General features: G+C 63.6%; 15 protein-coding genes. 9 read left to right on the top strand and 6 right to left on the bottom strand.

Annotated features, from left to right (window positions below):
• On the top strand, positions 1-553 hold a 553-nt coding region (locus tag ACN0YJ_RS09535), incomplete at its 5' end, for a hypothetical protein (RefSeq protein ID WP_417496054.1).
• A 92-nt stretch (positions 554-645) separates the two neighbouring features.
• On the opposite strand, the gene ACN0YJ_RS09530 is transcribed toward ACN0YJ_RS09535, so the two are convergent.
• Positions 646-987, bottom strand: a complete 342-nt coding sequence (locus ACN0YJ_RS09530) for a hypothetical protein (protein WP_417496053.1) — start codon at positions 985-987, stop codon at positions 646-648.
• 26 nt (positions 988-1,013) lie between these two features.
• Positions 1,014-1,604 carry an anthranilate synthase component II gene (locus ACN0YJ_RS09525; RefSeq protein ID WP_417496052.1) on the bottom strand — a complete coding sequence of 197 codons (591 nt, stop codon included), beginning with the start codon at positions 1,602-1,604 and terminating at the stop codon, positions 1,014-1,016.
• A 99-nt stretch (positions 1,605-1,703) separates the two neighbouring features.
• Between ACN0YJ_RS09525 and ACN0YJ_RS09520 the strand changes: the two genes are divergently transcribed.
• Entirely contained in the window at positions 1,704-2,735 is a 1,032-nt protein-coding gene (locus tag ACN0YJ_RS09520) for a divergent polysaccharide deacetylase family protein (protein WP_417496051.1), read from the top strand.
• Here ACN0YJ_RS09520 and trpE read toward each other — a convergent pair.
• Both trpE and ACN0YJ_RS09510 read right to left on the bottom strand, forming a co-directional pair.
• Entirely contained in the window at positions 2,721-4,247 is a 1,527-nt protein-coding gene (trpE, locus tag ACN0YJ_RS09515) for an anthranilate synthase component I (protein ID WP_417496050.1), read from the bottom strand. The genes ACN0YJ_RS09520 and trpE overlap by 15 nt on opposite strands.
• Positions 4,247-6,181 carry a SurA N-terminal domain-containing protein gene (locus ACN0YJ_RS09510; protein WP_417496049.1) on the bottom strand — a complete coding sequence of 645 codons (1,935 nt, stop codon included), beginning with the start codon at positions 6,179-6,181 and terminating at the stop codon, positions 4,247-4,249. Before ACN0YJ_RS09510 ends, trpE begins: the two co-directional genes overlap by 1 nt.
• A 179-nt stretch (positions 6,182-6,360) precedes the next feature.
• Between ACN0YJ_RS09510 and tpiA the strand changes: the two genes are divergently transcribed.
• The 5 genes from tpiA (at position 6,361) to ACN0YJ_RS09485 (ending at position 11,104) form a co-directional block, all read left to right on the top strand.
• Positions 6,361-7,110 (top strand): triose-phosphate isomerase, encoded by a 750-nt coding sequence (gene tpiA, locus ACN0YJ_RS09505; RefSeq protein ID WP_417496048.1) that lies wholly within the window; start codon positions 6,361-6,363, stop codon positions 7,108-7,110.
• Positions 7,111-7,184: 74 nt separating this feature from the next.
• Positions 7,185-8,246 (top strand): response regulator, encoded by a 1,062-nt coding sequence (locus ACN0YJ_RS09500; RefSeq protein WP_417496047.1) that lies wholly within the window; start codon positions 7,185-7,187, stop codon positions 8,244-8,246.
• A 67-nt stretch (positions 8,247-8,313) separates the two neighbouring features.
• Positions 8,314-8,637, top strand: coding sequence for a preprotein translocase subunit SecG (gene secG, locus ACN0YJ_RS09495; RefSeq protein ID WP_091766987.1), 324 nt, complete (start codon positions 8,314-8,316; stop codon positions 8,635-8,637).
• Positions 8,638-8,711: 74 nt separating this feature from the next.
• Complete coding sequence (locus ACN0YJ_RS09490) at positions 8,712-10,340, top strand: CTP synthase (protein WP_417496046.1); 1,629 nt, start codon at positions 8,712-8,714, stop codon at positions 10,338-10,340.
• A gap of 122 nt (positions 10,341-10,462) precedes the next feature.
• Positions 10,463-11,104 (top strand): head GIN domain-containing protein, encoded by a 642-nt coding sequence (locus tag ACN0YJ_RS09485; RefSeq protein ID WP_417496045.1) that lies wholly within the window; start codon positions 10,463-10,465, stop codon positions 11,102-11,104.
• On the opposite strand, the gene ACN0YJ_RS09480 is transcribed toward ACN0YJ_RS09485, so the two are convergent.
• On the bottom strand, positions 11,101-12,498 hold the full coding sequence (locus ACN0YJ_RS09480; RefSeq protein ID WP_417496057.1) for a pyridoxal phosphate-dependent decarboxylase family protein: 1,398 nt from the start codon (positions 12,496-12,498) through the stop codon (positions 11,101-11,103). The two genes, ACN0YJ_RS09485 and ACN0YJ_RS09480, sit on opposite strands and share 4 nt — an antisense overlap.
• 617 nt (positions 12,499-13,115) lie before the next feature.
• A complete protein-coding gene (locus ACN0YJ_RS09475) occupies positions 13,116-13,745 on the bottom strand; it encodes a TetR/AcrR family transcriptional regulator (protein WP_417496044.1) in 630 nt (209 codons plus the stop codon).
• A gap of 89 nt (positions 13,746-13,834) precedes the next feature.
• On the opposite strand from ACN0YJ_RS09475, the gene ACN0YJ_RS09470 reads away from it, so the two are divergent.
• Both ACN0YJ_RS09470 and ACN0YJ_RS09465 read left to right on the top strand, forming a co-directional pair.
• Positions 13,835-14,269, top strand: coding sequence for a DUF2147 domain-containing protein (locus tag ACN0YJ_RS09470; RefSeq protein ID WP_417496043.1), 435 nt, complete (start codon positions 13,835-13,837; stop codon positions 14,267-14,269).
• Positions 14,270-14,287: 18 nt separating this feature from the next.
• On the top strand, positions 14,288-14,716 hold the full coding sequence (locus ACN0YJ_RS09465; protein WP_417476039.1) for a hypothetical protein: 429 nt from the start codon (positions 14,288-14,290) through the stop codon (positions 14,714-14,716).
• Positions 14,717-14,730 lie beyond the last annotated feature (14 nt).

Genomic DNA, 14,730 nt, shown 5'->3' with positions numbered 1-14,730 from the left:
CCCTGCCGTGCCGGCGGAGGAGGCGGCCAGTGTGCTGGTGGCGCGGGCCACCCGCTATGCGCTGGCGGGGCAGATGGCGCGCTCGGCGTTGGCGGCCAAGCTGGCCCAGCAATTGATCGAGCTGTCCTTGCGTCAGGCCGAAGTGGCGGCGCTCAAGGTGCAAACCGATCTGAAATCAGGCCGGCGCCTGCCGCCGGAACTGGTCGGGGTGCCACTGGACGAGACTTGCAGGCCGCTCGAGTATCCCGAGGGCTGGGACTTGGCCCGGGCCGAACGCGCTGGGCGCATGGATCTGGTTCCGGTCGAGCGCTTGCGCGATGATTTGTATGAACGCCTGGTCGTGAACCCCCCGGCCTGGCTGCGAGGCGGCGAGCCAGAGGTCGGCGGGGAGGCGGACCATGATGCGCATGCGACGGCCGACCCCGAAGCGCGCGAAGCGGCCGGGGCGCCGCCCGCCACGATCATAGACAATGACAGGGTGACAGACTCAAAAGCCGAGTCTGCCATGCCGGAGACGCCTGCTGAGACAGGCCCGAGGATACGATTCTTGTGATGATGGCAGACTGGCAGACAGCGCGTTTGGTGACAGGCTGGAACGATTTCCTGCCGGCGCTCGCGAGCGTCCCTGTCGCGAAGGCTGCCGCCTCAGTCGAGTTTCAGGCCGGGGCTCGCCTGTACGGGGGGACGGGGTTGGTCCATCTCCCAGCTCATCACCACGAATTCGGTCCCGAACACCTGATAGATATAGTCGAGCGCCGGATGCACGACCGCGATCTGACCCTTGTCACGGACATGGAGCGTGAAGAGGCATTGCGCCTCAATCCCGAAATCGCGGGCGATTTCCGCGCCGAACCGGCCGAGCGGGCGGGCACACCCCAGTTCGAGCGGGCCGGAAAACCAGTCCGGTCGCGCATCGCGCATATAATCGATGCAGCGTTGGGTCCGCTCGATATTCAGCGCGCTATGGCCGTGATAATTGATCGACATGGCGGTAATCCGGTGGTGGCCAGGCGTCACGCCGCCGCGCGGCGGCGCTCCTGCGTCATATCCAGGAAATTCTTCAGCAGGGCATGGCCGTGTTCCGACGCGATCGATTCCGGGTGGAATTGCACGCCGTGGACCGGGCGCTCGATATGACACAGCCCCATGATCTCGCCGTCGCTGGTGTGGGCGGTGGCGCGCAAGCTGGTGGGCAGGGTTTCAGGCTTCACGGCGAGGGAATGGTAACGCGTCGCGGTGAAGGGGCTGGGCAGGCCGGCGAACAGGCCGGTGGCGTCATGGACAATCGCGCTGGTCTTGCCATGCATGATCTGTTTGGCCGCGATCACATCACCGCCAAAGGCCTGGCCGATCGCCTGATGGCCCAGGCAGACGCCCAGGATGGGAAGCTCTGCGGGCGCCTGTGCGATCAGGTCGAGACAAATGCCGGCCCGGTCCGGATCGCACGGACCCGGCGAGAGAATGATGCCGTCGGCCTGCAGCGCCAGGGCCTCGCCGGCGCTCAGCGCATCATTGCGGACGACGCGGGTTGTCGCTCCCAATTCCTGGAAATAATGCACCAGGTTGAAGGTGAAACTGTCGTAATTGTCGATGATCAGCAGCATGCAGGGCCTCCGTCGGCGCAAACTAGGGCCAATGCGCCGCGCCGCCAATCCCGGCACATGCTTAACGCACCGTTAATCCGATCCGGGCCTGCTGGTGTCATGCCGTCAAGATCCGTCAAATCGATTCGTCCGCGCAATGCCGCCATGCCTGCCCTGGCAGGAGCGGTGGTCGCCTCGGCCTATCTGGCGGCGGCGGTGGCGTTTTCAATCGGCAGCGCCGCGTCTCCGGCGCCCGATCACTCAATCCGTTTCACCGCGTCGACTGGCCCCGCCGCTGAGGCTGTGCCTGCTGCAGCGAGCCAGCCTGGCGGACAGGTCCCCGCGGCGATACCGGTGCTGGACAGCTTGCCAGCCGCCAGCGCGATCGGGACCGCTGAAGTTATGCTTCCCGTTCCGGCTCCCGTCACCGGCGCCGCAATTGCCGCGCGGCCACGCATCGCCCTGATCATTGATGATGTCGGTCTGGATGAAGCCGCCGCCGCGCGTGTGCTGGGCCTGGACGCGCCACTCACCATCGCCATTCTGCCCTATGCCGACGCTGCGGCCGCGACGGCGCGCGCTGCAGAGGCCCGTGGCCGCGATGTGCTGGTGCATGTGCCGATGGAACCACTGGGTCTGGACGATCCCGGTCCGCATGCCTTGCGCGTTGATCTCAGCGATCGTGAGCTGCGCGCCCGGATCCGCTGGGCGATGGCGCGTGTGCCGGGTGCGATTGGCTTGAATAATCATATGGGTAGCCGGTTCACCGGCGATCCGCGGGCGATGCGCGTCGCCCTCAGCGCGATTGCCGAACAGGCCCCGCTCTTCATTGATTCCATGACCATCGCCGATAGCCGCGGCTACGCCGTCGCCGAAGGTCTGGGACTGCCCGTCCTGCGGCGCGACATCTTCCTCGACCATGTCATTGAGGGGGAGGCGATCCGTGCCCGGCTGGCCGAGGCCGAGCTTCTGGCCCGCTCGCAAGGGCATGCCGTGCTGATCGGCCATCCCCATGCCGCGACGCTGGAAGCGCTTGAAAACTGGATTGGCGAGGCACGCGAGGCGGGCTTCGATTTCGTGACGGTGACGACGCTCTCGGCGCAGCTGGCCCGTGAGCCGGCCGGGCAGATCTCGGCCTCAATCGCCCCCTGAAGGCCCGCCATTATCGCGCACCGCATCCTCGGCAGCGCGGAACAGCGCCATCGCCTTGTTGACGGTCTCGACGCGTTCCGTTTCCGGATCCGAATCGAGCACGACACCGGCGCCGGCCTGGACATGCATACGACCATCCTTGATCACCGCGGTGCGCAGGGCGATGCAGGTGTCCATGCCGCCATCGGCGCTGAAATAGCCCACAGCGCCGGCATAAATGCCGCGCCGGTGCGGCTCCAGCTCGTCGATAATCTCCATCGCCCGCACTTTCGGCGCCCCCGAGACGGTGCCCGCCGGAAAGCCGGCAAACAGCGCCGAAACGGCGTCCTCGCCCTCGGCCAGATCGCCTTCGACATTGGAGACGATGTGCATCACATGGCTATAGCGCTCGACATTCTCGCGCGAGGTGATGCGCACGCTGCCCGGCTTGGCGATCCGGCCGACATCATTGCGGCCCAGATCGAGCAGCATCAAATGTTCAGACCGCTCCTTGGGATCGGCCAGCAAATCGGCTTCCAGCGCGTCATCCTCAGCCGGGGTCGCACCGCGGGGCCGTGTGCCGGCGATGGGCCGTATCGTCACGGTATTATCGCGTAGCCGCACCAGGATTTCCGGACTGGAGCCGGCAATCTCGAACCCGTCCATGCGGAAATAGAACAGGAAAGGCGAGGGGTTGAGGCGGCGAAGCGATCGATAAAGCCAGAAGGAATCATCGCTGAAGGGCGTCGAAAAACGCTGGCTCGGCACAATCTGGAAGGCATCGCCCTCGCGGATATAGGTGCGGGCCTTGTCGACCGCCGCGCGATATTGCGCCTCGCTCTGATTGGAGCTGATCTCACCGCTCTTGCCGGACGGCGCGGCGATTTCAGGCAGCGGGCCGGCCAGGATATCCAGTGTTGCCTGCAGCCGATCTGCCGCCGCGTCATAGGCCGCGCGGGCTGTCTCGCCGGGCGCACAACGGATCGTGCAATAGACCTGGATTTCCTGTTTGAGGGCGTCGAACACGACCACGGTGCGCGGACGGATCAGGCAGGCTTCCGGCGTGCCGAGTGGGTCCGGCGCGGCGTTCTCGGGCAGTCTCTCCAGATAGCGAACCATGTCATAGCCGACATAGCCAAACAGGCCGGCGGCAATCGACGGCGCGCCTTCGGGCAGGGCGCAATGGGCATCCTCGATGACGGCGCGCAGGGCGGTCATCGGCTCGGCATCAAGCTTGGTGAATTGCCGCGCCTCGATAGCGGGCCCCCGCGCTTCGCTGGCGACTCCTTCGCGGCATTGCCAGATCAGGTCCGGGTCGAGCCCGATCGCCGAATAGCGGCCGCGCCAGGCACCGCCCTCGACGGATTCCAGCAGGCAGGCATGTCCATCCGCCTGGGCGAGTTTGAGGTAAGCCGCGACCGGGGTCAGCAGGTCATCTGGCTTGCGAGCCTGCAGAATGACCGGCTCGCCGGTGCCGAGACGAGCCTCGACGGCCGCAAAGTCCGGGCTGGTCCGGCTTCGAGGCGCCGCCATCACGGCGTTTCGGTCTGGCCCAGAGCGGCTGCACGCAGACGCTGGTCGACCGAGCTGCCATCAATCTCGTACTCACTCAGCAGGGCGGTCTGGGCCGAGACCAGGATGTCATCATTGATCTCGGCGGCGATTGTGCCAGCGCGCTGCTCGACTTCGCCCAGGCCCGCGCGGGTCAGGTCGGACGGGATGATCTCGTCGACGATGATGATCATGTGTGGACCGCCGCCGCGGCGGACAGCCATGGCCGGCTCGCCAGGGTTGAGGCCAAAGGCCTGGCCGACGATATGAGCGGCGAAACTGCCAGCGGTCTCGTCACGCTTCAGCGTCGAGGTCTCGATACGCCCCCCGGAGGTCAGGACAACCATGTCCATATCGTCGCCGGCCTGGAGCTGTACCAGAGCCTCGTCAGCGCGGGCCTGCAGTTGGGTATCGGCTTCTGCTGCACGCCAGATGGCTTCGGCCTCCTCGCGGACATCGGCCAGGTCGCGCGGCTGGGACGGAATGATGTCGTCGACCCGCAGGGTGAACCAGTCGGTTTCATTGTATTGCTCGAGATTGATGGCAAAGCCGGCAAATTGCTCAAAGGCAACGCGCAGCACATCCGAGGCCAGCGCCTGGAAGCGTTGGAAATCAATCTCGCCATCCTGGGCCCGTGCATATTGATCGAGCGGGACATAGGCTTCCAGCGGCACACCGGCTCGCTGTGCGGCGTCCTCCAGGGTCGCGCCATTGGAACGCTCCTGTTCGAAGGCGGCCATGGCGTCATACATCGTATTGGTGGCCTCGGCGCGCGCCGCTTCGGTACGCAGCGCATCGAGCTGGTCTTCGAAGCTTGGCACGGTGGCGTCCGTGGCGGCGGTGATCTGGATCGCCGACCAGCCGAAACTGCCTTCGACCGCGCCGGTTTCGCCATCGGCCATGTCAAAAATCGCGGTCGCCAGCCGGCTGTCCGGGACCTGATAGGCCTGCGCATCGGTCTGGCTCAGTGGGGTGTCGAGGCCGAGTTCAGCGGCGATCGCCTCAGCCGATTCGCCAGCGGCCAGCCGCTCTGCGACCTGCCCGGCGGTGGTTTCATCCGGCGTGATGAGCTGGACAAAGCTGCGTTGTGCCGGGGTGCCGAGCACCCCGTTCTCGACCTGGTATTCATAGGTTTCACGCAAAACCGATTCATCGACATCGACATCGAGAATGTAATCCTCCAGCCGGAAGCGGACGATGGTGATCGCCCGGAATTCCGGTGCGGTGAAGACGGGCAGGCCGAGCTGGTCGACCTGATCGGGATTGGCGTCGATGAAAGCCTGCAATTGCTCATCGGTCGGGTCTTCAATCGCATCGGCTTCGGACGCATCGAGAATCAGGGCGCGGATTCGGCGCTGCTCCTGCTCCACCAGATAACGCGTGCCCGCCATGATGGTTGGGTTCAGATCACCCGCGGTGAGCGCGCCGGCTAGTTGCGCGCGGGTCATGCCTTCAGTGATCGAACGTTCGAATTCAGCCGGTGCAAAACGCGCATTCTGAAGCGTACTGCGATAGAGCGTGGTATCGAACGCGCCGGTTACCGGGTTGAGGAAGGCCTCATAATTGCGCAATTCAGTGCTCAACGCCCGGTCGGAAGTCACCAGACCCAGTTCGCGAGCCTTGGCGAAAAAGGCGGCCTGCACGATGAGGCGCTGCAGCACCTGGTCGCCGAGACCGGCTTGCAGGGCCTGCTCGCGGGTCAGTTCGGGGTTTTGTTCCTGTACACCCTGCATTTCGCGCTCGAAGGCCTGCGCCAGTTCACGCTGGCTGATCTGCTCATTGCCAACCACGACAACGGCCGTGCCGCTTCCGGTGAATATGCCGCCCACCCCGTAGAGGGCAAAGCCCAGAACGAGGAGAACGATGATCACCAGCGCGAAGGGCGATTGGGCGAATGCGCGAAAATTTGTCAGCATGGATTTGGCAGGGCCTCTGGAAAGCAATGGCCGCAAGGTAACGGCGCAGATTCCCTGTCGCAAGCATCAGCGGCTGTGCCATCGGCAATTGCAGCGGCGCAAGATTGCCGCAAGGCGGGTTGCGGCTTACTCCTGCGTTCAATACGGGTGTCGACGCGCCGGGAGAAATGGGGGGCGATATGCCACGACGCATGATGATTGCCGGAAATTGGAAGATGCATGGCCAGCGGTCCGACCTGGTGTTCTTTGAGCAACTGGCGCCCCATGCGGCCACTGCGGTGGCCGCCGGGGTCGATGTGCTGATTTGTCCGCCGGCAACCTTACTGGCACCGGTCGCCGAGCGATGCGCCAACGCTGCCATATTCGTCGGCGCGCAGGATTGCCATGCCCATTCTTCGGGCGCCCATACCGGTGATGTGTCCGCTGCGATGGTGCGTGATGCCGGCGCCGAATATGTGATTCTGGGGCATTCCGAGCGCCGCGCCGACCATGGTGAAACATCAACCCTGGTCAGGAGCAAGGCGCAATCGGCCCTCGCGGCCGGCCTCATTCCAATCATCTGTGTCGGCGAAACGCGGGAACAGCGTGAGGCCGGCGAGGCCTTCGATATTGTCGGAGCGCAATTGAGCGCATCGCTGCCGGCGGATGCGGCGGTTTTGGTCATAGCTTATGAGCCGGTCTGGGCGATCGGGACCGGGCTGACCGCATCGCCATCGGATGTGGCGCAGATGCACGCTCATATCCGGACGCAATTGCCGGACCCGGCCGGAACCCGCGTGATCTATGGCGGATCGGTCAAACCTGGCAATGCAGGCGAGCTCATGGCGCTCGATGATGTTGATGGTGCGCTGGTGGGTGGCGCCAGCCTGGATGTCGATCCGTTTGCGGCCATTATCACCGCTGCAATCCATGGATGCGCAGTGCGGTAAGTGGATTGAAACCTATTCCCGTAATGATGCCATCAGATTGACGTACTGAAGCATTGTCCGGGAGCACACGGCGCATGAGTGAAGTCGACTATGCCAGAGCCTCAGTTCTCCTGTTTGATCCGGTGCACGTCAACCAGCGCACCTCGCGCTATGCGCTGTTCGAAATGGGCTTCCGCAAGATCGAGTGTGTTTCAAGCCTGACCGAATTCAAGTCCGCTCTGTCGGAGACCGCACCAGCGCTGGTTGTCGCCGAAAGCAGTGCGACGGATGCCGACATTTTCAGACTGGTTCGCAGTATCCGGCGCAGTGATCTGGGCCGCAATCCGTTTGTGGTGATCTTGCTGACGACCTGGAGCCGGGACACAACCCATATCCGCCGGGCCATCGAGTGCGGTGCCGATGATGTCATTGTGCGGCCTTTCTCGACCATGTTTGCGGCCGAGCGCGTGCGGACCCTTATCCGTGATCGCAAGGATTTCATCGTCACCAGCGATTATATCGGACCCGACCGCCGCAAGAGCACGGACCGTGATTCCGACACGCAGCCGCTCACCGTTCCTAATTTCCTGCAGGCGATCGTGAATGGCGATGATGCTGCAATTGACCGGGCCAGCAGCTGGGCCCGCGAGGCCAAGGATGTGATCATCGCCGAGCGCCTCCGGCGCTTGGCAATGCGCATCGTGATATCCGTCGAAATCCAGCTCACAAAGCCGGAAAACAGTGCGATGACGGTACGTCTCGATGTCGTGGACATGGCACGGACCGCCCGCGAATTGCGGGTCCAGATGGTCAAGGCGTCTCGCAGTGAGGCCGCTGAAGTTGCCGCCGCATTGATCGATCAGATCGCCTCGCTGGGCGATGGTACGGGCGCCCCGCGGCGGACCCTCCAGCTGATCAAGGAATTGTCGATGGCGACCTATGCTGCCTACGCCAATGGCGAATCGCTCGAGCGCTCGAAGGATGAAATCGAGCGGACCGTGGCCAATCTGCGGGTTCGCCTGCAGACCCGGTCGGCCGATGAGCGGATCCGGGCCCAGATCGAAGCGGCCAAAGCCAAGGATGCCGGGGACGCAGATGCTACGGCAGACGATACTGGCCAAGCTGCCGGTGCTGGTATAAAACGCGCCGCCATGTGACCGGGTTGCATGCGGGCGGGCCGGGGGCCATGTCTGCAGGGCAAAACCCAAATCTCAGGCGGTATCCATGACAAACGTGCTTCTGATCATCCAACTCCTGGTGGCGATTGCCCTGGTGGCAGTGATTCTGCTGCAACAATCCGAGGGCGGCGCGCTCGGTGTTGGCGGCGGCGCGGGCGGTGGGATGATGAGCGGTCGCGGTGCGGCCAGCGCCCTGACGCGGACGACGATGATCCTCGGCGCGATTTTTATCGGCAATTCCATTTTGCTGGCTGTCGTGGTCGGGGTGAATTCCGAGGGCCAGAGCGTGTTTGAGCGCAATGCTGATGCTGTCTTGCCCGACCTCCCGGCCGATGACGAGCCCTCCGATGGCGTTCCGACCGACGGCTGAGCCGAACGAAATCCACAGTCAAATTTGAAATTGCGCCTTTCGGGACGCACGAATCTCCGATAGGCAGATTGCCCATGCCGCGATATATCTTCATCACCGGCGGCGTGGTCTCCTCGCTCGGAAAAGGCCTCGCTTCCGCCGCCCTTGGCGCCTTGCTGCAAGCACGCGGCTATTCCGTGCGTCTGCGCAAGCTCGACCCCTATCTCAATGTCGATCCCGGCACGATGTCGCCTTATCAGCATGGCGAATGCTATGTGACGGATGACGGCGCCGAAACCGACCTCGACCTGGGTCACTACGAACGCTTTACCGGCGTTCCCGCAAGCCAGTCTGACAATATCACCACCGGGCGCGTCTATCAGCGCATCATCGAGCGCGAGCGGCGCGGGGATTATCTCGGCGCGACCGTGCAGGTCATCCCGCACGTCACTGACATCATCAAGCAATTCGTCCTGTCTGACGCCGGCGATGCCGATTTCGTGCTGTGCGAGATTGGCGGCACGGTCGGGGATATCGAGGGCCTGCCTTTCTTCGAGGCGATCCGCCAGCTCGGCCAGGAGCTTGGCCATGAGCGCGCTGTCTTCGTCCATGTCACCTTGCTGCCCTTCATCAAGGTGGCCGGCGAAATGAAGACGAAGCCGACCCAGCACTCGGTCAAGGAATTGCGCTCGATCGGCATCCAGCCCGATATCCTGCTCTGCCGCTGTGAAATGCCGATCCCGCCCGGGGACAAGCGCAAGATCGGCCAGTTCTGCAATGTTCGCGAGAGCGCGGTCATCGAGGGTATGGACGCGGCGTCGCTGTATGACGTGCCGCTGGCATACCACAAGGAAGGTCTCGACAGCGAAGTCCTGCGTTGCTTCGGCATTGGCGACGCGCCGGAGCCGGATTTGACCAAATGGCTCAGGATTTCCCAGACGATCGCTGAACCGGATGGCGAAGTGACGATCGGGATTGTCGGCAAATATGTTGGCCTGCTCGATGCCTATAAATCGCTGATCGAGGCGCTGGCTCATGGCGGTATCGCCAACGGCGTCAAGGTCAAGCTGAGATGGCTCGACAGTGAGCAGTTCGAGAAAGACGACCCGTTCGCCCCCCTCGAGGACGTGCACGCGGTGCTGGTGCCTGGTGGCTTCGGCGGCCGCGGCGCCGAAGGCAAGGTCGCTGCAGCGCGCTTTGCCCGCGAGCGCAAGATTCCCTTCTTCGGGATTTGCTACGGCATGCAGATGGCGGTGCTGGAGGCGGCGCGCGATCTGGCCGGCATCGAACACGCGACATCCAGCGAAATCAATGAGGGCGGCGAGCCCGTGATCGGCCTGCTCACCGAGTGGTCGCGCGGCAATGAGGTCGAGACCCGTTCCGAGGCCGACGACAAGGGCGGCACGATGCGGCTCGGCGCTTATCCGGCCGTGCTGGCCGAGGGTAGCCGTGTGCGCGAGATTTATGGCACCAGCCATATCGAGGAGCGCCATCGGCACCGCTATGAGGTCAATATCGCGTACAAGCCACAGCTTGAGGCGGCCGGCCTGATTTTCTCCGGCATGTCGCCGGACGGTATTTTGCCCGAAATCGTCGAGATCAAGGACCATCCCTGGTTTATCGGCGTGCAATTCCACCCCGAGCTGAAATCACGTCCGTTCGAGCCGCACCCGCTGTTCGCCAGCTTCGTCGCTGCCGCACTTGAACAGAGCCGGATGGTCTGATCCGGGCCGTATGCCAGGCCCCGCCGTTTTTTGTCGCCGGGATGCATCCAATCACAATCCCACATGCATCATGGATGAAGGGCGTTATGCTGCCCGGCATGGATGTGTGATGGGAGACGAATATGCGCAATCTGGTTTTGACGGCCATCGCGGCCGCGACACTATCGGCGAGCCTTGCTGCCGCCGAGGATGTCCAGCAACTCGACCTGACTGGCTTTGACAGCATCAATGCCGGTGGCGGTTACCAGCTGGTCGTCACGGTCGGCGAGACTTGGTCGGTCAATCTTGAGGGCGATGCCGATGATTTCGATCGGCTCAAGGCCGAGGTTGATGGCGATGAACTCGCCTTGCGCCAGCGCACACGGCTATTCCAGCGAAGCCGCGGGCTTGATCTGACGGTGCGGGTCACGATGCCGGCCGTTGAGGCGCTCGATTTTCATCGGGGCATCGCCGGTAGCGTGTCGGGCATTGCCGCCGATGCGCTGTCCGTTGAGGTCAGCACCGGCGCCGAAGTCCAGCTTTCCGGGACCTGCGACCGGCTCGATCTGGATCTGTCGACGGGCGGCGTGCTGAGAGCGCGCGACCTGGTGTGCCAGTCGGTGGAGATCGATTCCTCGACCGGCGGCGAGGCCCGCGTCTTTGCCAGTGAGCGCGCCGAGGCGAGCGCCTCGACCGGTGCGTCGGTGCGGATATTTGGCGAGCCTGCGCAGCGTGAGGCTCGGTCCTCGATGGGCGGGGTAGTCCGGTTCGACACCGGGAATTAGGCCGCTAGTTCGGCCAGTATGTCGACGGCCATCATTACGTCGCTGCGGGTGCAATCGAACTGGCCGACCTGGAAGCGGATGACGAATTGGCCGTCATGCACGGTCTGGGTCAGATAGGTGCGTCCGTCGGTATTGATGCGGTCGAGCAATGCGCGCGTTGCCGGCTCGTCTTGATAGCGGAAGGTGAAGAGCGAGAAGCGGCACGGCGTCACGATCTTGAAGCCGGGCAGGGCGGCAATCGCCGCTTCCGCTTCGCGCGCCCAGGCGATGTGATTGCGGATCCGGGTGCGCAAGCCTTCCAGACCGTAGGCGCGGATCAGGAACCAGAGTTTGAGCGCCCGGAAGCGGCGCCCCAGCGGCACGGTCCATTCGCTGTAATTGACGAGGCCCTCCGCGCCGCCATCATCGAGGCCGGGGGTTTCGAGGTAATCCGGCCGCAGGCCGAGCGTGCGCACTTGCGGGCCCGGATCGGCAAGGAATTGGATCGAGCAATCAAATTGCGCCCCGAGCCATTTGTGCGGGTTGAAGACGATGGAATCGGCGCCTTCGACCCCGGCCCAGATCTCGCGCACTTCCGGACAGATCATCGCCGAGCCCGCCCAGGCCGCGTCAACATGGCTGTAGAGGCCTTCAGCCGCCGCGATATCCAGGATGGCGGCAATCGGGTCGGACGCGCCCACCGAGGTCCCACCGACGCACAGCACGATACCGGCGGGCATATATCCGGCGGCGCGGTCGGCAGCGATGGCGGCAGTCAATGCCTCCGGGCGCATGGCGTCATCGTCATCGGTGGCGATCTTGACCAGATTGTCCTGGCCAATCCCGGCGATGCGGATCGCCTTGTCGATTGAGGAATGCGCCTGGGCCGAGGCGTAGATCCGCAGGCGGGGCTGGCCGGATAGCCCGGCGGTATTGCCGGACCAGGCGAGGGCGCGTTCGCGCATGGTCAGGATGGCGGCGAGAGTGGCCGAGGAGGCGCTGTCCTGGATGACGCCGCGAAAGGCTTCCGGCAGGCCAAGCGCCTGACGCATCCAGTCGACCATGCGGGTTTCCATTTCCGTCGCCGCCGGCGAGGTCTGCCACAGCATGCATTGCGCTGCCATGGTCGCCGTGAGCTGTTCGGCCAGCATCGAGGCCGGCGCCGCATTGGCCGGGAAATAAGCGAAAAAGCGCGGATGCTGCCAATGCGTCATGCCATCGGGCACGATGCGTTCAAAATCGGCGAATATCTGCTCCATCGCCTCGGCCGTTTCCGGCGGCGAGGCGGGGAGCTGGCGCAGGATATCGCCGGGCTGCGTCTGCGCCCGCACCGGGCGATCACGCAAGGTGGAGAGATAGTCCACCGACCAGTCGGCAATCCGCTTGGCCCAGCGGCCATATTGTTCCAGATCCATAGTCTTCCCCATGCCGGACTCACCGGTCTGAGCCTAACGTCATTTGGGCGCTTTGGCGGCGTCTTTGTCAGGCAGGCGTCACGTTCGGTGACAGTCCGTCGCTCAAAAACGGCTGTCTGCCACCCACTGTCATTCTTCGCCGTCCAGGCGCATGGAATCTAGGAATTCGGCGTGACTGGTTCTGCCATTCTCTGTCACTGACTGTCACCGATAATGCCAGCTTGCGGCAAAGGGGCGCTGAGCGCGCGGCCTGTTTTCCAGGGCGGTATTTGTGTTCGGGCCAACGATGTCAAAGAGCGGAATGGGCTCGATTGTCGCTTGGCGGGGGCAGGGGGTGGATAAATTGGTGAGTTGGCCGCGCTGATGCCGGGACGCGGTCCGGCTTTGCCGGTGCGCGTCCCGACCTGGTGGGCGCACCGTCCGGATCGGGTCAAGCGCGACGGCACAGGGTTCAGCTTCGCCGATGCAGACACCGTTTTGATCGACCCAAGTCGGGACACGCACCGGCAAAGCCGGACCATGTCCCGCTCATCAGTTAAGCTGGCCTTCTGGTCGCGCTGATCGCTCAGGCGACCCGCTCCGCGGCGCCAAAGGCGGCCTTGACGCGCGGCCCAGGCTCAATTCGCCAGAAGACCGCCGGTCGCCTGCCGCACCAGCTGTTCGGGATCAGACCAAGGGTAGCCGTTGATCGTGATCAGATTGTGCGCGATGCCGTTGAGAGCGCACAGGAGAAGGTCGGTCTTGAGGCGCAATTCCTCGGCATCGGTGTCGGCTCCCAAGGCAGCATCGAGGCTTGTGCGCAATAGCTCGAACCGGGCCAGCAAGACGGGATCGGAAACAAAGCCGACAACATCGGACTGGCTGACCCCGCCCGACATGAACACCATGAAATAGTGCTCGCGATGCTCAAGCCAGTACGCGACATAGGCTGCGGCGATCGCGTTCAGGCGCGCCACCGGCTCGCTGTTCTGATCGGCGATTTGCTCTAGCCCGTCAAAAAGCTCGTCGAACACATCCCCCCATAGCGTGCGCAGAATGTCGATCTTGCTGTCGAAATACTTGTACAGCGTCATCGCCGTGCAGCCGGTCTCCTGCGCCAGCCGGCGCATCGATATGGCCGCATAGCCTTCGTCCTGGAACAGGCGCAGCGCGCAGGCCGATATCTGGCCGCGCATATCGGCGATCTGCTCCGGCGAACGTGCGGGGCGCCCTCTGGTGCGGCGTTCGGCTTGTTTTGGCGCGGCCATTATCCGCCTTTCCAACACTGTGAAACTCCCTGCCTTGACACAGGAAATGATTTAAATATAACACGTACTAATTAAATCAGCGAGCGATCATGCCGTCCACTGTCCTAGTGTCCATCTTCTCCTACCTCTTCCTGGCCGTCGGTGCCAGCGCCGAGCCGGTCGACGCGCTTACCGGCCAATGGCGCACGGTCCGGCACGGCGCCCTGGTCGAGATCAGTGATTGCGGCGACGGGACGCCCTGCGGTGCGCTGGCCCGGGTTGAGGGCAGTGTTTCCGGTGGCCAGCTGCATGACGTTCGAAATCGCCAACCGGAGCTGCGCGGGCGCCCCCTGGTCGGTGTTCCGATCTTGTGGGGTTTTCCGGCCGACGGGGAGGGGTGGCATAATGGCCGGCTCTACAATCCCGACGACGGCAAGGAGTTCCGCGCCCGTCTGGAGCTGTTGTCTTCCACCCGCCTTCGCGTGACCGCTTGCTTCGGCCCGTTGTGCCGCAGCCAGGTCTGGACGCGTTCCCCCAACCCCTGAAACAGAGCGAGACCCGCAATGACAACACCAAGCCGTATGACCGGCCGGGAGCTTCTGGCCTTCCGCATCCTGTTCGTGATTTCCGCGCTGTGGAATTTCGCCGGTGCTTTCCCGGGCTTTTTTGACAGCGCCGGAATGTTTGCGCGTGAGTTTGGCCGAGAGCTGACCGATCCGGTTCTGGTGGCGGTTTATCGCGGCGCATGGGTCACGGCATTGCTGTACGGATTCGGTTTTCTCGCCGTCGCCCATGATCCGGTTCGCCATTCCGGCGTGGTGCTGATGGGAGGCGTCGGCAAGGCGCTGTTCGCAATCAACCTGCTCTACATGTATCTGAACGGCTGGACGTCCGACTTCGCCATCGTGGTGATCGGTGGTGACGTCATATTCGTCGCACTCTTCGTTCAATATTTCCGGCGGCTCCGTCACCATGGCCACAAGGCAATTTGATCGGGCGGTATAAA

Origin of the sequence: Maricaulis sp., assembly GCF_048270095.1 — a bacterium.
In the GTDB taxonomy this organism is placed as follows: Bacteria; Pseudomonadota; Alphaproteobacteria; order Caulobacterales; family Maricaulaceae; genus Maricaulis.
Note: the sequence above shows the minus strand (reverse complement) of the source record. Positions and strands in the feature narration are given on the sequence as shown.